Origin of the sequence: Brevibacterium daeguense, from assembly GCF_021729135.1 — a bacterium.
GTDB classification, from domain to species: domain Bacteria; phylum Actinomycetota; class Actinomycetes; order Actinomycetales; family Brevibacteriaceae; genus Brevibacterium; species Brevibacterium daeguense.
In genome coordinates, this window is sequence record NZ_JAJTWW010000007.1 from 144,416 (window position 1) to 161,485 (window position 17,070).

Consider the following 17,070-nt stretch of genomic DNA (forward strand, 5'->3'; position numbering starts at 1 on the left):
GTGAGGAAGCTGAGTCAGCCGGCGACGATGTTGACGACCTTGCGGCCTCGCTTCGCGCCGAACTCGACAGTGCCCGCAGCCAGTGCGAACAGGGTGTCGTCGTTGCCGCGGCCCACGTTGGCGCCCGGGTGGAACTTGGTGCCGCGCTGGCGGACCAGGATCTCACCGGCATTCACGACCTGCCCGCCGAATCGCTTCACGCCGAGGCGCTTGGGGTTGGAATCACGACCGTTGCGAGTGGAGCTCGCGCCCTTTTTGGTTGCCATAGTTCAATCTCCTGCGAAAGTCCGGGGTGCTTACTTGATCTCGGTGATCTTGAGGCGGGTGAGATCCTGACGGTGACCCATCCGCTTCTTGTAACCGGTCTTGTTCTTGTACTTCTGGATCACGATCTTCGGCCCGCGAAGCTCGTCGACGACCTCAGCAGAGACCTTCACCTTGGCAAGCTTGTCGGCTTCGTGGGTGACGGTGTCGCCGTCCACGTGCAGCACAGCGGCGAGTTCGACGGTGTCGCCGGCCTCGGCCTTCATTCGGTTGACGGTGATGATGTCGCCGACGCTGACCTTTTCCTGATGGCCGCCGGCACGGACGATGGCATACGCCATGTGCGAACCCCTTTTCCTGTTCTGCGCGTGCAGCTGAGGCGCTGCTCCGACTCGGAACGGCGACTCAACCTTGGCCTGCAGCGACGAGAGGAGACCCCCGGTCGCGGCGAACCCATTGCGAGGATGAATCTGCCGTGGCGCTTATGCACCGACCTGCTATCTTACCCTGGGCAGGAGCACGCCGCAAAATCAGCGCCGAGCGCGTTTGACCTGCGCCCGCCGGGAATCGGCGGGGCGGCAGGCGGTACGCGGCGGCCGCGCGGTCCACGCCCTCAGTGCTGGTCCCGGTGCTCCTCCGCGATCCGCTCGTGATGGCGGATCACCTCGGCGACGATGAACGCGAGGAACTTCTCGGCGAACTCCGGATCCAGGTTGCTCTCCGCGGCAAGAGAGCGCAGCCGGTCGACCTGACGGGATTCGCGGGCGGGGTCAGCGGCGGGGAGATCGCAGCGGGCCTTGAGCTCGCCGACGCGCTCGGTGAGCTTGAAGCGCTCGGCGAGGATGTGGACGAGCGCGGCGTCGATGTTGTCGATGCTGCCGCGCAGCCGGGCGAGTTCTTCAGGGATCTCAGCGCTCATGGGCGTCCTCGTCGAGTTCGTCAGCGGTCCGGTCCGGCATCCTGCCGGCGGGCCGGGCACCACGCCCGGAACCGCCGCCCATCCTATCCGCGGGCTCAGCGTCGCCGAACACGGGATCGGCCGCGTCAGCACCGGGCCTCGCACCGGTGACCTCCCCGTCCGCGTCGAAGATCGGCTCCGCGGCCCCGTCGCCGTTCATGATCTGAGCGATCGCCGTGAGCCGCTCGTCGCCGTCGAGGTCCTCGAGCACCACGGGGCGTCCTGCCAGATCGGCCAGCGGCACGGTCCAGTTCGGGTACTCGTCCGAGGTGCCGGGCTTGTTCTGGGTCCGCGTCTCCCCCACCACGTCGGTCAGTGCCACACCCACCAGCTGCGCCGAGGTGCCCGCCAAGTAGCCGTGCAGGCCCAGGACCACCGGCCACAGCTCCTCCAGGGTGCCGACCATGGTGTCGGTCGGGTGGAGATGGCCGGCTTCGGCGATGGTCTTGAGGATGTTCTGGCGGTTGGTCCGCTCAGCCGCGTAGACGTCGTGAGGATCGTCGTCGAGCAGTCCGAGCTCCTCGGACAGCTCGATGTCCTCGAGGTTGAGGTAGCCGGCCGTCGGATGCATGTCGTGCGTGTTGAGAGTCGCGAAGCTCAGCTCGCGATAGTCGCGCGGATCGGTCAGCCCGTCCTCCGTCTGCTCGAACCACATCACCGAGGTGCCCAGCACCCCGAGCTCGGCCAAGCGCTCCCGAACGCCCGGGGCGACTGTTCCCAGATCCTCCCCGATGACGATCACCCCTGCGCGGTGAGCCTCGAGCGCGAGCACTGCCAGAATCGCCTCGGAATCGTAGCCCACGTAGGCGCCGTCGCGCGGCAGGTTGCCCTGGGGCACCCACCACAGCCGGAACAGGCCCATGATGTGGTCGATCCGGATGCCCCCGGCGCCGGTGAACGCGGTGCGGAACAGATCGCGCAGCGGCCGGTAGCCGGCTTCGGCCAGCCGGACAGGGTGCCACGGCGGCTGCGACCAGTCCTGGCCCTGCTGGTTGTAGTAGTCGGCCGGGGCGCCGACCGTGACATCCTTCGCCAGGTAGTCGGCCAGTGCCCAGGAGTCGGCCCCGCCGCCGGCGACCCCGACTGCCAGATCCGTGACGAGGCCGATGCGCATGCCCAGCTCCCGCGCGGTGCGCTGGGCAGCGTTGAGCTGCTCGGCCGCGATGAACTGGGTCCACATCCAGAAGTCGATCTCGGCGGAGTGCTCTGCAGCGAACTCCCGCACCGCCTCCGCCGCGGGACCGGTCATCTCCGGCGGCCATGCAGCACCCGACGGCAGGATGCGCACCGCCTCCCCTTCCGCGCGCTGCAGTGACTTGGCAGCCCGGCGTGCTTTCGCGCCGCCCTTGGCGGCCTCTCGGCAGATCGCGTTGAAGATCGCCCAGCTGCGCATCCCCTCGCCGGCGGCGGCGCTGAAGGCCGCCAGCTGCTTGCGGCGAGCCGGGCCCAGCGGCACCTCGTGCATCACCTCGAGCGCGGCCAGCTTGTCCTCGAGCACGCCGTCGCGGTCGATCTGATCGGTAGACACGTTCGGCTTGCCCCACCTCCGGGCCAGCGCTTGGATCGCCAGGCGCTGGTCGCCGTCGAGCTGTCCGGCCTCCGGGATGTCCTCGACCCGGATGTAGATCGGATCGATCGCCTGCCGGCTCGAGGGGAGGTAGGGAGAGTTCTCGACCGGCGGCACCGGGGCCTGGGCATGGATCGGGTTGATCAGGACGAAGTCCGCGCCCTGCTCTGCTCCGATCGCCATCAGATCCCGCAGATCGCCGAAGTCCCCGATGCCCCAGGAGCTGCGGGAGCGCACCGAGTACAGCTGAACGGTCAGGCCCCAGGGGCGCCGCGGCGCCAGTCCGGGAGCCGTGCCGGCAGCGGTCACCTCATCGACGGTCGGCACCTGCCGCGGAGCGACGATGAACGGCATGGTGTCGACGGTGTGTCCGCTGGTCAGCGTCAGCAGATGCTCGCCGAGCGGCAGGTCCGCGGGCATCCTGACTCTGCGCACCTGACGCAGCTGGGGACGGGAGTCGGCCATCACCGTCCGGGTCGCAGTCACACCGCTGACATCCTGCAGCTGAACCCGGAGTCCGTTCTCCGTCGTCAGGGTCAATCCGAAGCGCTCACCCTCCGGCAGCGTGAAGTCCACGGCCGCGGAGTCGCCGGAGAACTGGTGGCCGAAGGGCGGCAGCGCGCGGTCGAAGCGCTGATCGGCGAGCGCGCGCAGACTGTCCTCGACCTCCGAGCGGGTGGTGCACCTCATGCCCAGGGCAGCGAGCACCTTCGACAGGGTGTCGTCGGAGATCTGGACGGCTTCCCCCTCGGCAGAGGTGTACTCGGCCTGCACGCCGCAGGCCTTCGCAAGACGTCGGAGCGGACCGGTCATATCGGTGATGACGGCGGGTGATTGGGAGGCTGTGGACTTCGGCACCATGAGCATCACAATAGTCGTGCCGGAGCCCGGAATCGGGCAGTCACGACCGGATCGCGCCTCAGCGGCGATCTGAGGTGTTCGACCGGCGCATGAGACAGCGGCAGAGGCCGGAACCCCGGGTCCCGGCCTCTGCCGCTGCTCTTCGCGCGGAACTGCTGCGCGTTCATGCGGTCACAGGTTGCCCTGCTCCGTGCGGATGCGGTGCAGGTCGGCTTCGTCATCGGCGCCGAGCTCGTGGAGCGTGCCCGCCTTGCGGTCCGCCAGGTACTTCTTCATCTCCTTCTTGACCACCGGCATCAGGATGTAGAGGCCGAGGATGTTGATGAAGGCGCACATGAACAGCGCTGCGTCGGCGAAGTTGATGACCTGGCCGAAGGTCGCCACACAGCCGACGATGATGAACATCATCAGGATGAGTCGGAAGACGATGTCCGTGCTGCTGCGCCGACCGAACAGGTAATGCCAGGCCTTCTCCCCGTAGTACGCCCAGGTGATGAGGGTGGAGAAGGCGAACAGGGCCACCGCGACCGCCAGCAGGATCGGCCACCAGCCGGTGATTGTGGAGAAGGCGTCGGAGACCAGCGTCACCCCGTCGGGCGACAGCCCCGTCTCCACGTACTCCGCCTGCGCCTCGCCGAAGGAGGGCTGGTTGGCGATGATGATCGTGAGTGCGGTCATGGTGCAGATCACCACGGTGTCGATGAAGGGCTCCAGCAGCGCGACGAAGCCCTCCGACACCGGCCGCCGGGTCTTCACCGCGGCGTGGGCGATCGGAGCCGAGCCGATGCCCGCCTCATTCGAGAACGCCGCCCGCTGGAAGCCGACGATCATCACGCCGAGGATGCCGCCGAGGATGCCCTGCGGGTTGAAGGCACCCTGGATGATCGCGCCGAACGCGGGGATGATGTTCCCGGCGTTGGCGATGAGCACGATCAGGCAGGACAGAACGTAGAAGATCGCCATGCCGGGGACCAGCTTGTCGGTCACGGAAGCGATCGACTTGATGCCGCCGATGATCACGAGGCCGACGAGGAGTGCGATGATGACGCCGACGATCAGCCCTGCCCACGGTCCGCCGAGCAGCCCGTCCGCACCGCCGGTGACATTCTTGGCCTGTGCGAAGGTCTGATTGGCCTGGAACATGCCGCCGCCGGCCACGCCGAAGAGGAGGATGGCGATCGCGAACAGCCCGGTGAGGACTGTCGCGACGGGCTTGGAGAAGCGGCGGAAGGCCACGGGCAGGTACTTGAAGGGGCCACCGTGGACGATGCCGTCCTCGTCGATCGCGCGGTACTTCACCCCGAGGGTGCATTCGGTGAACTTCGTCGCCATGCCGAGCAGTCCGGCGACGATCATCCAGAAGGTGGCGCCGGGCCCGCCCATTGCCATTGCGGCACCGACGCCGGCGATGTTGCCCAGCCCCACGGTGCCCGACAGCGCGGACGCCAGAGCCTGGAAGTGGGTCACCTCACCGGGGTCGTCCTTCGAGGAGTACTTTCCGCGCACCACCTCAAGCGCAACCTTGAAGCCCCGGAACTGGACGAAGCCGAAATAGAAGGTGAAGACGAGCGCGCCGATGATCAGCCACGCGACCACGATCGGGAAGCTGAAGTCTCCGACTGCGACAGGGAAGAAGATGATGTTGGAGAACGCGGTGACGAAAGGGGCCAGAAAGCTGTCGACGGCTTCCTCGACGCCTGACAGCCCGGAAGCAACGAGGTCGACCTGTTCGGTTTGTGAGTTCATGGTCACTTAAACTTCCGCAGAATGTGAGCTGGATCAAGCTCCAGCGCTGCCCTGGGGAGAACAGTGACGCAAATGTTACCCGCATCACATATGAATGCGTAACCGCCACGACGAGTATCAATCGCGTGCAGCAGGTCTGTGCGGTGTTCCGCAGGCCGCTGACCGGGGCAGACGGTCGGTCTGCCCCGGTCAGCGGATGGACTGTGCCCGACCGGCGAGTGGCTTGTGCCCCCGCCGGCGGGTGGACTGCGAGGCGCTGCGGAGTGGTCAGGCGCTCCGCAGCCCGGCCGGACTCAGGTCAGCTGTCCATGCCGAGCATCAGGATCGGCGGAGCCGGTTCGCGCGGCTTCTCCTCGGTCACCGGTCGGGTGTCATCCGAAGCCGCGTCGTCCGACGCCGGCTCCTCGGATCCGGTCGACCGGTCCGCAGCCGAGGCGGGTTCCGAGTCCGCGTGATCCGGCTCGGCCACGGCCGGCTCCTCCGTCGGGGCCACGACCTGGACCTTGGTCTCGGAATCGGCGCCGATGATCAGCGGCGCAGGACCACTGGGCTCGGGTGGAGCGGACGGAGCAGGACGCGCGGTCGCAGGCTCAGCGATCTCCGCCTTCGAATCGCTCCGATCGACCTCGGCACGCTCAGCCGCCTCGGGCGCGGTGATCGCCGCCTTCGATTCGCGCTCAGGAGCGTCGGTGGAATCAGTCGCGTCGGTCGGACCGGCAGTCGCGGCTGCCTGGGCCCGCTCGGAGCGGCGGCCCCGCGAGCCGCGCCGGGACCTGCCGGTCCGGCCCTGACCGTCGCGCTTCTGCTGCTCTGCGGAATCCGCCGCATCGTCCGACGGCTGCTGATCCGTGGACTGAGCCGACTCCGGAGCAGTGCCCTGCTCCGCAGCGGAGTCCTCCGGCGGCGCGGGCGTCTGCGGCTCGTCCTTCTTCAGCGTCGCCTTGGCGATCGCCGCGACAGCGGAGCGCGAGACGTCCTGCTTGTCATCGTCGACGGCGGGCCTCCTGCGATTGTCCTGCTGGCGCCTGCGCCCGCGACCGGAGCGCGAGCCGCCCTGGCCGCTCTGATCGGGCTCCGTGCCCGGCAGCAGGAGTCCGCGCCCGGACAGGTCCTCCCCTGCCTGCACGAGCGATTCGGCCAGCCCGGTGCCGATCCGCTTGCGGGTCATCTGGACGAGCCCCAGTGAGGTGACCTCCGCGACCTGGTGCTTGGTGCGATCGCGTCCGAGGCACTCGATCAGGCGGCGCAGCACCAGATCGCGATTCGATTCGAGCACCATGTCGATGAAGTCGACGACGATGATGCCGCCGATGTCGCGCAGCCGCAGCTGGCGGATGACCTCCTCTGCCGCCTCAAGGTTGTTCTTGGTGACGGTCTCCTCGAGGTTGCCGCCGGAGCCGGTGAACTTGCCGGTATTGACGTCGATGACGGTCATCGCCTCGGTCCGGTCGATGACGAGCGAACCGCCGGAGGGCAGCGCGACCTGGCGGTCGAGTGCCTTCTCGATCTGCTCGCTCACTCGGTACTCGTCGAACAGGTCCGCGTCGGAGTCGTGCCTGCGGACCCTGTCAAGCAGGTCCGGCGCCACCGCCTCGACGTACTCGTGGATGGTGTCCCAGGCCGAATCACCGTCGACGACGAGCGCGCTGAAGTCCTCGTTGAAGACATCGCGGATGATCCGCACCGTCATGTCCGGCTCGCTGTAGAGGAGCTGCGGGGCCTGCACCTTGGTCGAGGTCGACTTCTTCTCGATCGACTCCCAGCGCTTCGAGAGCCGTTCCACGTCGCGCTCGAGCTCGGTCTCCGAGGCGCCCTCGGCCGCTGTGCGCACGATCACGCCCGCCGAATCCGGCACCAGGGTGCGCAGCACCTTCTTGAGCCGTTGGCGCTCGTTCTCGGGCAGCTTGCGGGAGATGCCGGTCATCGACGCGCCGGGAACGTAGACGAGGAAGCGGCCCGGCAGGGAGACCTGCGCGGTCAGCCGTGCGCCCTTGTGTCCGACCGGATCCTTCGTGACCTGGACGAGCACGGGATCACCGGCGTTGAGCGCAAGCTCGATCCGGCGCGGCTTGCCCTCCATGCCCAGCGCGTCCCAGTTGACCTCGCCGGCGTAGAGGACCGCATTGCGCCCCTTGCCGATGTCGACGAACGCGGCCTCCATGCTCGGCAGCACGTTCTGCACCCTGCCGAGGTAGACGTTGCCGATCAGCGAGGCGTGCGCCTTCGCCTCGCTCAGGTAGTGCTCGACGGCGATGCCGTCCTCGAGGACCACCAGCTGGGTGCGACCGTCCTGTTCGCGGACCAGCATGGTCCGCTCCACAGATTCGCGACGGGCCAGGAACTCGGCCTCGGTGATGATCGGGCGGCGTCGTCCGGCCTCTCGGCCCTCCCGGCGGCGCTGGCGCTTGGCTTCGAGCCGGGTCGACCCCTTGACTCCGGTGACCTGATTGTCGTCGGACCCGGCGCTCTGCTGCGCACCCGCTGCAGACTGCGCGCCCGCTGAGGACTGCGAGCCATTCGACCCGCGGCTGCGGCGCCGACGCCGGCGCCTGCTGGAACCGGAGTCGTCGGAGTCGGAGGAGTCCTCCGCTGAACCCTGAGCGGAATCGCTGTCGTCCGACTCACGCGCCCCGTGCTGGTCGCTGCTCTTCGGACCTCCGCTGCGGCGGTCGTCGTTCGAGGCCTCGGCGCCAGTCTCCCGGTGTGCTTCCCGACCGGACCCCGTGTCACCCTGCTCGTCGTCTCCGGAGGAGCTGTCCCGCTGATCGCGGCTGCGCGAGCGCCGTCCCCGACCCCCACGGCGCCGCCTGCGCGGCTGCGCCTCTGCGTCGCCGTCCTGCGCGGAATCCTCGGAGCCGAGTCCGCTCTCGGATCCTGTTCCCTCCGCGGCATCGGACTCGTCTGACTGCGAGTCGGACTCGCCGTAGCCGGAGTCATCGCCATCCGCGGAGAAGTAGTCCTCTTCGTCGTCGTAATCGTCCTCCGCGCTCCAGTCCGGGTCGACCTGCTCGGCGAGCTCGGCCTGGGGCGGCTGGAACAGCAGGCCGCCGCCCGCGGGGATCGCGGCCGGGGCGAAGGCCACCGGCTCCTCCTCCGCGGACCGGAAGCGATTGAAGGCGAAGGGGTTACGCGGGTCGACCTGAGGCGACGGCGCCTCGTGTCGGGCAGCCATCGGCTGGGAGTCGTCCCGCGAGTCCTCAGCGGCTCCCGCTTCCCTGTCGCGAGTCGAGCGGGAGATCGCGGATTCGAAGATCAGGCCGCGGTTGGCCACTGCTGAGCGAGCCGCCCGCGGCTCGGGCGCGTCCACTTCCTGCCCCGCTTCCGCGGATCGGCTCTCAGGGCTTTCCTGCTGGGACTCGGCGGGTTCGCGCAGGGACTCTGCCGCCTGCGCGATGGAGTCGAGCTGCGCCCTGACGTCCTCGTCGACTGCGCGTTCGGCCTGCTGGCGCTCGCGGGAGGCGCGCAGACTCTCGAGATCGGCCAGGATCGCCGCTGTGGGATCCTGAGGATCGTCCGGTGTATTCGTCATCTTCTGAGTGCTCCTAGTCCCGCGCGACGGGTGGCACACCTACTCATCCGCGCAACGGGTCCGACGGTGTCCGAGTTCCCACTCGGAGCGAAAAGCCTGTAATCGCATGCTGCGGCTCGCGCGATGAGCACCGGCGCGGTGGCCTGCTGCATGCCGCTTCGTCTTGCTACCTGCCAGAGGTCGCACTCGGCTCGGTGGAAGCGGGAGACCTGTCGGGTGTGTACGACTGGTCGCCATGGCCATTATGTCACAGGCTGGCTGTCAGACCGCTGATCCGACGATGGGAAGCCGCTCGGAGACAGTGCTCGGAGGACCTGCCCACTGTTTGTGCCCGCGGCGGAATCGGTGCATGCTGATTCGGTGAGCACCCGCGAATCGCTGCCCCTGACCGAAGACCGCGCCGAGGGCACGGAGGAGGCGACGATCGCGCCCCGACCCTGGTTCATGGGCGAGGTGAGCCTCGGCGTGTTCCTCGTCGTCGCCTCGGTCATCGGCTTTCTGGCGTCATTCGAGCTCTCGATCGACAAGGTCAGGAAGCTCGAGGATCCCTCCGCGCAGCTGTCCTGCGATTTCAACCCGTTCTTCTCCTGCGGTTCGGTGATGGCGTACCCGCAGTCGCAGCTGTTCGGCTTTCCCAATCAGTTCCTGGGAATCGCCGCATTCATCTTCCCGCTTCTGCTGGGCGTGCTGCTCATCTCCCGCACGCGGATCCCCGGCTGGGTGATGCTCGGCCTGAATTCGGGCCTCCTGCTGGGCACCGTCCTGGTGATGTACCTCTTCTACACGTCGATCTACCGGATCGGGATCGGCTGCCCGTGGTGCATGGTGGTGTGGGCCGTGACGATTCCGATGTTCTGCGTGGTCACCGGCTACAACGCCCTGGCGGGGAATTTCGGCGCCCGCGTGCGCGACAACGCCTTCATCCGCGTGTTCGCGGCGAACTCGCTGCTGATCTCCCTGCTGTGGCTGTTTGTGATCTTCGCCTGCGTGGTGATCCAGTTCTGGACGTTCTTCGGATCCCTGCTTCGTTGAGACCGAGTCGCGGCTCCCCTGACCGTCCCCCCGGTACTCTGACCGTCCCCCGGTCCCCTGACCGTCCCGCGGTCTCCAGAGCGTCCCGCGGTCCCTGACCGACCCGCGATCCCTTGACCGGCCGGCGGGTCTGCCCCGCGATCTCCGGGGACGAGCGCGGCCCCCGTCGGGAGACTCCGCGCGCTGGGCGGCACGAAGTCCCGGCGGGGGCCGGAGCTGCAGGCGGCAGATCAGGACTCGGGGAACCAGATCGCGATCTCGCGGGCGGCCGACTCCGGGGAATCGGAGCCGTGGACGAGGTTCTTCTGCACCTTGGTGCCCCAGTCGCGGGCCAGATCGCCGCGGATGGTGCCGGGTGCCGCCGCTGTCGGATCGGTGGCTCCGGCCAGAGAGCGGAACCCGGCGATGACGCCCTCGCCGGAGGCGATGATCGCAACCAGCGGACCCGAGCACATGAAGTCGATGAGCGGAGGGTAGAACGGCTTGCCCTCGTGCTCGGCGTAGTGCGCCGCGAGCTGATCGTTGCGCGCCTTCAGCAGCTCCAGCCGCTCGATCGCGTAGCCCTTGGCCTCGATCCGGGACACGATCTCACCGATCAGGCCGCGCTCGACGCCGTCGGGCTTGACAAGCACAAGAGTGCGTTCGCTCACTGGTTCTCCTCGATGTGTAGGCGATGCGATCTGGCGCCGGAGCCGGTTGGGGAGGGTTCTGGCGGCCAGTCCGCGGTGCAGTCCGGAGCCGACGCGAATTCCGGTCGGCCGTGGAGTCCGGGGGACAGTCTAAGGCATGCGCTCAGCCGCCCCACTCGGTCAGCTCGCGGTCCATCCGTCGTCCCAGGTAGACGGCCACGCCCCACAGCACCGCGAACACCGCGCCGACGAAGAACATCGACGGCATGATGAATCCGCCGGCGGTGATGAGCACCTGGGCGATCCAGCCGAGCAGGATTCCCGGCCGGTTCTGCCCGCGTCGCCGCGGCAGCAGGGCAGCCGCGACGAGGCACAGCAGAGCCAGCACCGAGGCGCCCGCCAGCAGCCAGCCCAGCGAAACCGGGCGCAGGCCATAACCGGTCAGCGCAGCGAAGTAGATCACGAGGACCTCGGAGATCAGCACTGTTCCGCACAGGAGCGGGATCTTCGACTTGCCGGCGTCGGCGGGAGCGCTCATTGCTCGTCCTTCCTGCCCAGCAGAGTGCGGGCCTCGGCCACCGTCAGCAGGGATCCGGTCACGACGATCCCCACCCCCGGCTCCCCGTCCTCGAGCGCCAGGTCGACGGCGCGCATGAGTGCGGAGTTCATGTCGGCCTCGACCAGCACGTCGTCGGGGTCGAACCACTCCGCCGCCGCCGCTGCCAGCTCCTGCCGGTCCAGGGCGCGCTCGGACAGCGTCTCCGTGACCACTACGCGGTCGGCGAAGCGGCTGACATGCTCGAGCACCCCATGCGGGTCCTTGTCGGCGAACATCGCCAGCACAGCGACGACCTCGCGGAAGTCGAAGGCCTCCGCGACCGTCTCCGCGAGCACTGCCGCACTCGCCGGGTTGTGGGCGCCGTCGACGAGCACCGTCGGCTCCGAGCGCAGGATCTCCGCTCGGCCCGGGGAGTCCATCTGGGAGAAGCCCTCCGCCACGGTTCCGGCGTCGAGCGCCTGCTCGCCGTCGGAGAGGAACAGCTCGCAGATCGCCAGCGCCTGCGCGGAGTTGCGCGCCTGGTGGGCCCCGTGGAGGGGCAGGAACAGGTCGGAGTAGAGGCCGCGGACGCCCCGGATGGTCAGCAGCTGACCGTCGACGGCCTTCGTCCGCTCGACGACGGCGTAGTCCTCCCCCGCCCATGCGGACGTGAGGTTGCGGACGGCGATCTGCGAACGCAGCTCGGCCGCCGCCTCCGGCTCCTGCTCGGCGATCACCGCGACCGGGTGCGGGGCCGGACTGGGCTGGACATTCCGATCGAGGATGCCCGCCTTCGTGGCCGCGATCGTGCTGAGATCCGGTCCCAGGTGGACCATGTGGTCGAGCCCGATCGGGGTGAAGGCGCAGATCTGGGCGTCGGCGACGTTCGTGGAGTCCCATTCGCCGCCCATCCCGACCTCGAGCACCATGACGTCGACCGGCGCATCGGCGAACACCGCGAAGGCCAGCACCGTGAGTGCCTCGAAGAACGTGAGCCTTGCCCGGCCGGCGGCTTCGAGCTCGCCGTCGACCATGGCCAGGACCGGGGCGATCTCGTCGTGGATCCGCACGAAGACGGCTTCGTCGATCTCCGCGCCGTCCACGGAGATCCGCTCCGTCACCCGATGGAGGTGCGGGCTGGTGAACCGGCCCACCCGCAGGCCGTGAGCGGTCAGGAGCGCGTCCACCATGCGGGCGGTCGAAGTCTTGCCGTTGGTGCCGGTGATCGTCACCGCCGGCGCCGAGGCGTGGATGTCTCCCAGCAGCTCGCAGGCCCTTCGGGTCGCGTCGAGTCGGGGCTCGATCTTCGTCTCGCCCTGGCGGGCGAGCAGCGCGGCATAGACCCGGGCGAGCTCCGGCGTGCCGCGGGGGGCCGCCGGAAGCGGCTCCGGCTCCTCGGAGCCGGCGTCCGCGATCTCGGCGGCATCGGGGTCGTCGGGCAGGAGCGGGGCGAGCGGGCTGGGCTCGGCAGGGGCGCCGGCCGCGCGGTCCGTGCCGCTGTAGTCGGGGTCCACAGCGCCGTCGCCGGTCGGGCGGGTGTCCTCGCTCATGCCCGGGCCACCTGCAGGACGGCGTCCTCGTGCACCTCGGTCGCGGGGAAGACTGATTCGCTGCCGGCGACCGGTTCGGAGGTGAGGACGAGGTCGACCGTCAGCGTCTCCCCCTTGACCAGGTCCGTGTGCGCCTGCAGCGCCTCGAGCGCCGCGGCCGGGGCGGAGATCGTCACCGCGATCCGGTCCGACACATTGAGGTCGAGCTGCTTGCGGGCGTTCTGGATGGCGCGCACGGTGTCGCGGGCGACGCCCTCGGATTCGAGTTCCGGCGTCACCGTCGTGTCCAGGGCGACGAACCCGGAGTCCATCACGGCCAGCGCGGCGTTGGTGTCGCCTGCGTCTGCGATCTCCTCCAGGGTGTACTCCCCCTCCTGCAGCTCGATGCCGCCGGCGGTCACGACGCCGTCGGTCGCCGACCAGTCGCCGGTCTTCGAGCCCTTGATCGCCTGCTGCACGTCCCTGCCCAGGCGGGGGCCTGCGGCACGGGCGTTGACGGTGAGCTTCTGCTCAAGAGTGAAGCCGGCGGCCTTGGCCTGGTCGAGCGGCAGGACGGTCACCGACCGGACGTTGAGCTCATCGGCGATGATCGACGTGAACTCCTCGCCGAGCGCCGTGTCGGTGGCCACCGTCAGTCCGGACAGCGGCAGGCGGACCCGGAGGTGGTTGGCCTTGCGCAGGCTGGAGCCCGTCGAGCACACGTCCCGGGTGCGGTCCATCGCCGCAACCAGCTCCGGAGCGGCGGTGAACAGGGAGGCGTCCGGGTAGTCCTGCAGATGCACCGAGCGCTCACCGGTCAGTCCGCGGTAGATCTCCTCGATGGTGAACGGGATCAGCGGGGCCGCCGCCCGGAGGAACGCCTCGAAGCAGGTGAAGTAGACGTCGAAGGATTCGCGGGTCGCCGCGGAGCCGTCCCAGAACCGGCGCCGCGAGCGGCGGACGTACCAGTTTGTGAACATGTCGAGGTGTTCGCGGGCGAGCTCACAGGCGCCCCAGATGTCGTAGCCGTCCATGCGGCGGGCGAACTCCACGATGAAGTCGTGGGTCTTGGCCAGCAGGTACCGGTCGAGGACCTGGCCGGACTCGTAGCGCGGCTGCGCGGAGTAGCCGGTCGTGTCGCCCGTGTCGGAATCGGCGCTGTTGGAGTAGGTGGCGAAGAAGTGCCAGGCGTTCCACAGCGGCAGGATGACCTGGCGGACGCCGTCCCGGATGCCCTGCTCGGTGACGACGAGGTTGCCGCCGCGCAGGATCGGGCTCGACATGAGGAACCAGCGCATCGCATCGGAGCCGTCGCGGTCGAGCACCTCGTTGACGTCCGGGTAGTTGCGGAGGCTCTTGGACATCTTCTGACCGTCGGAGCCGAGCACGATGCCGTGGGACAGGCTGGTGAGGAAGCTCGGCCTGTCGAACACCGCGGTGGCCAGCACATGGAGCGTGTAGAACCAGCCGCGGGTCTGGCCGATGTACTCGACGATGAAGTCGCCCGGGTAGTGGTTGTCGAACCACTCGCGGTTCTCGAACGGGTAGTGGACCTGGGCGTAGGGCATCGAGCCGGAGTCGAACCACACGTCCAGGACATCGGGCACGCGGCGCATGGTCGAGTTCCCCGTCGGATCGTCCGGGTTGGGGCGGGTCAGCTCATCGATGAAGGGCCGGTGGAGGTCCGGCTCGCCCTTCTCGTTGAGCGGCAGCCTGCCGAAGTCGGCCTCGAGCTCGGCCAGCGAGCCGTAGACATCGACGCGGGGGTGGTCCGGATCATCGGAGACCCACACGGGAATCGGGGAGCCCCAGAACCGGTTGCGCGAGATCGACCAGTCGCGGGCGTTCTCCAGCCACTTGCCGAACTGTCCGTGCTTGACGTTCTCCGGGACCCAGGTGATCTGCTCATTGAGCTCGACCATGCGGTCCTTGAACTGGGTGACCTTGACGAACCAGCTCGACACGGCCCGGTAGATCAGCGGTGTCCGGCAGCGCCAGCAGTGCGGATAGGAGTGCTCGTAGGTCTCGTGCCGCAGCAGCAGGGCGCTGCGCCCGGCCAGCGGCCCGGTGTGGTGCTTGAAGTCGGCGATGATCTGCTTGTTGGCCTCGAACACCTGCACGCCGGCGTAGTCGTCGACCGGCTGCTCGAAGCGGCCGCTGTCGTCGACCGGACGGACCGCCCTGATGTCGTACGTGTCGGTGAGCGCCTTGTCCTCCTCACCGAAGGCCGGCGACTGGTGGACGATTCCGGTGCCGTCGTCCGTGGTGACGAAGTCGGCGGCGAGGATCGTGTGCATGTTCTGCCCGAGTTCGTCCTGCTTCCCCTCGAAGTACGGGAACGGGGGCTCGTAGGCCGCGCCGAGCAGCTCGGTGCCCTTGAACTCGCGCAGCACCTGCGGGTGCTCGCCCAGCTCACGGCTGTAGGCCGACAGGCGGGCCTTGGCGAGGATGAAGGTCTTGCCGGCGAACGCCTCGGCGGCGGTCTCCTGCTCGGGAACGACGGCGACGTAGTCGACGTCCGGATTCACGGCCACGGCCTGGTTCGAGGGCACGGTCCACGGCGTGGTGGTCCAGATCAGCACCCACTCGTCGGCGTCGCGCAGCTTGTAGCCCAGGGTCACGGCGGGGTCCTGGCGCATCTTGTAGACGTCATCGTCCATCCGCAGCTCGTGGTTGGACAGCGGCGTCTGGTCGCGCCAGCAGTACGGCAGCACGCGGTAGCCGTCGTAGACCAGGCCTTTGTCCCACAGCTGCTTGAACGCCCAGATGACGCTCTCCATGTACTCGACGTTGAGCGTCTTGTAGTCGTTCTCGAAGTCGACCCAGCGGCCCTGGCGGGTGACGTACTCCTGCCACTCATCCGTGTATTTCAGGACCGAGGCGCGGCAGGCGGCGTTGAACTCCGCGATGCCCATGTCGGTGATCTGGGACTTGTCGGTGATGCCGAGCTGGCGCTCGGCCTCCAGCTCTGCGGGCAGGCCGTGCGTGTCCCAGCCGAACCTGCGCTCGACCCGCATGCCCTGCATGGTCTTGTAGCGCGGCACGACGTCCTTGACGTAGCCGGTCAGGAGGTGGCCGTAGTGCGGCAGTCCGTTGGCGAAGGGCGGGCCGTCGTAGAAGACGAACTCGTTCTCGCCGTTCGTCCCGGCCTCACGGTTGTCGATCGAAGCCTGGAAGGTCCCGTCCTGCTGCCAGAAGTCCAGCACGTCGACTTCGATGGCAGGGAAGTCGGGCGAGGAGGTGAGGCCGAAGGCGGAGGTGCTCCGCTTGGGGTAGATCTGATCCGTCATGAGCGTCCCTTGCGTGGTGATCGGGTTGGAGTCCGTGCGAGGACGACAGGACTGCCGCGGTACCACCCCGCTTATCCGCGGGCTGCCGGGACTTCCCGACGCCGCGGATCGCTCATTCGACGGGCTGTGACGGACCCACCCGTCCGGTTCTACTGGGCACCTGCTGCTGGACGGAATGGCGCCCGCAGCAGCTGCTGTTCTTCCGGATGCTCCCCGGTGATGGCCGGATCGTCGCAATCACCCAGTCTAGCGCATCCGCGAAAGCTGCTCGGACAGGGCGGAGGCCATGAGCACCAGCCCGCAGGCGCCGAGCACCACGGGCACCGCCGTCATCCAGATGACGGCGACCGGATCAGCCTGCAGGCCTCCGTGCTCCAGCTCTCGCGAGTGCTGCGCGTAGCGGCGCCGCTGCGGCAGGTAGATCGCGAGCGCCGCGACGGCCGCGAGCATCGTCGGCACCAGACTGAGCAGTCCGTAGTGCGGCAGCCAGCGCAGGAAGATGGCGCTGGTGACCAGAAACGCGACCGTCGTCCTGGCCCACGACAGCGCGGTGCGCTCCGGCTGCAGCCCGGGATCGCTGTGGAGGCGGGTCATCTGCCCGCTCACTCGACGAGGAAGAGGACGATGGTGATGAACGATGCGACGGTCGCTCCCGCTCCGAGCAGCGGCACGATCGCCGGCAGCGGCAGGGGGCCGCCGATCCTCATCGCCCGCTCGATCCGCAGCCAGTGGAACGCCGCCCCGGCGGCGATGAGCAGCCCGATGCAGACGACCGCGATGGCGAGCCAGGTGCGGATCGGGGATGGAAAGACGTCCACTGCGAACGCCTCCAGGGCGATTCCGCCGGCCAGGAAGGCCAGCGCTGTTCGGATCCATGCGAGGAAGGTGCGCTCGTTGGCCAGCGTCATGCGGGGGTCGGGATCCTCCCCGTCCGGCAGCAGCCGTCTGCTCAGCCAGCCTCGGTCCGGGTCCTCGGCCGCGCCGCCACGGTTCGCTCCCTGGGCTCCGGCGTTCTCGGGCGGATCGTCCGGTGATCCGACGCTGCGCGCCTCGGTCTCGTGTGTCATCGCCTGGCATCCCCCACTGTCCGTTCCGGATCGGATCCCACGAGGGCCGATTGTCTCTCA

At 68.5% G+C, this 17,070-nt stretch carries 13 protein-coding genes; 1 reads left to right on the forward strand and 12 read right to left on the reverse strand.

Going from position 1 to position 17,070, the window contains the following annotated elements:
- Nucleotides 1-14: 14 nt before the first annotated feature.
- The 6 genes from rpmA to LXN01_RS07730 all read right to left on the reverse strand — a co-directional run bounded on the left by rpmA (nucleotide 15) and on the right by LXN01_RS07730 (nucleotide 8,925).
- Nucleotides 15-266: a 50S ribosomal protein L27 gene (gene rpmA / locus LXN01_RS07705; RefSeq protein WP_236864034.1), complete on the reverse strand. Its 252-nt coding sequence runs from the start codon at nucleotides 264-266 to the stop codon at nucleotides 15-17.
- A 30-nt stretch (nucleotides 267-296) separates the two neighbouring features.
- Complete coding sequence (rplU, locus tag LXN01_RS07710) at nucleotides 297-605, reverse strand: 50S ribosomal protein L21 (protein ID WP_236864035.1); 309 nt, start codon at nucleotides 603-605, stop codon at nucleotides 297-299.
- A gap of 272 nt (nucleotides 606-877) precedes the next feature.
- Nucleotides 878-1,183: a chorismate mutase gene (locus LXN01_RS07715; protein WP_236864036.1), complete on the reverse strand. Its 306-nt coding sequence runs from the start codon at nucleotides 1,181-1,183 to the stop codon at nucleotides 878-880.
- Nucleotides 1,173-3,650 (reverse strand): 4-alpha-glucanotransferase, encoded by a 2,478-nt coding sequence (gene malQ, locus LXN01_RS07720; RefSeq protein WP_236864037.1) that lies wholly within the window; start codon nucleotides 3,648-3,650, stop codon nucleotides 1,173-1,175. The genes LXN01_RS07715 and malQ overlap by 11 nt, the downstream gene beginning before the upstream one ends.
- 171 nt (nucleotides 3,651-3,821) lie before the next feature.
- Nucleotides 3,822-5,396, reverse strand: a complete 1,575-nt coding sequence (locus tag LXN01_RS07725; protein WP_236864038.1) for an alanine/glycine:cation symporter family protein — start codon at nucleotides 5,394-5,396, stop codon at nucleotides 3,822-3,824.
- A gap of 298 nt (nucleotides 5,397-5,694) precedes the next feature.
- On the reverse strand, nucleotides 5,695-8,925 hold the full coding sequence (locus tag LXN01_RS07730) for an Rne/Rng family ribonuclease (protein ID WP_236864039.1): 3,231 nt from the start codon (nucleotides 8,923-8,925) through the stop codon (nucleotides 5,695-5,697).
- Nucleotides 8,926-9,285: 360 nt separating this feature from the next.
- On the opposite strand from LXN01_RS07730, the gene LXN01_RS07735 reads away from it, so the two are divergent.
- On the forward strand, nucleotides 9,286-9,957 hold the full coding sequence (locus tag LXN01_RS07735) for a vitamin K epoxide reductase family protein (protein ID WP_236864040.1): 672 nt from the start codon (nucleotides 9,286-9,288) through the stop codon (nucleotides 9,955-9,957).
- 230 nt (nucleotides 9,958-10,187) lie between these two features.
- On the opposite strand, the gene ndk is transcribed toward LXN01_RS07735, so the two are convergent.
- The 6 genes from ndk to LXN01_RS07765 all read right to left on the reverse strand — a co-directional run bounded on the left by ndk (nucleotide 10,188) and on the right by LXN01_RS07765 (nucleotide 17,010).
- Nucleotides 10,188-10,607 carry a nucleoside-diphosphate kinase gene (gene ndk, locus LXN01_RS07740; RefSeq protein WP_236864041.1) on the reverse strand — a complete coding sequence of 140 codons (420 nt, stop codon included), beginning with the start codon at nucleotides 10,605-10,607 and terminating at the stop codon, nucleotides 10,188-10,190.
- 142 nt (nucleotides 10,608-10,749) lie between these two features.
- On the reverse strand, nucleotides 10,750-11,124 hold the full coding sequence (locus LXN01_RS07745) for a DUF4233 domain-containing protein (protein ID WP_236864042.1): 375 nt from the start codon (nucleotides 11,122-11,124) through the stop codon (nucleotides 10,750-10,752).
- Nucleotides 11,121-12,674: a bifunctional folylpolyglutamate synthase/dihydrofolate synthase gene (locus LXN01_RS07750; RefSeq protein WP_236864043.1), complete on the reverse strand. Its 1,554-nt coding sequence runs from the start codon at nucleotides 12,672-12,674 to the stop codon at nucleotides 11,121-11,123. The genes LXN01_RS07745 and LXN01_RS07750 overlap by 4 nt, the downstream gene beginning before the upstream one ends.
- Nucleotides 12,671-15,943, reverse strand: a complete 3,273-nt coding sequence (ileS, locus tag LXN01_RS07755) for an isoleucine--tRNA ligase (RefSeq protein ID WP_236864044.1) — start codon at nucleotides 15,941-15,943, stop codon at nucleotides 12,671-12,673. The genes LXN01_RS07750 and ileS overlap by 4 nt, the downstream gene beginning before the upstream one ends.
- 246 nt (nucleotides 15,944-16,189) lie before the next feature.
- Entirely contained in the window at nucleotides 16,190-16,537 is a 348-nt protein-coding gene (locus LXN01_RS07760) for a DUF202 domain-containing protein (protein ID WP_236864045.1), read from the reverse strand.
- A gap of 8 nt (nucleotides 16,538-16,545) precedes the next feature.
- A complete protein-coding gene (locus LXN01_RS07765; RefSeq protein WP_425547661.1) occupies nucleotides 16,546-17,010 on the reverse strand; it encodes a YidH family protein in 465 nt (154 codons plus the stop codon).
- Nucleotides 17,011-17,070 lie beyond the last annotated feature (60 nt).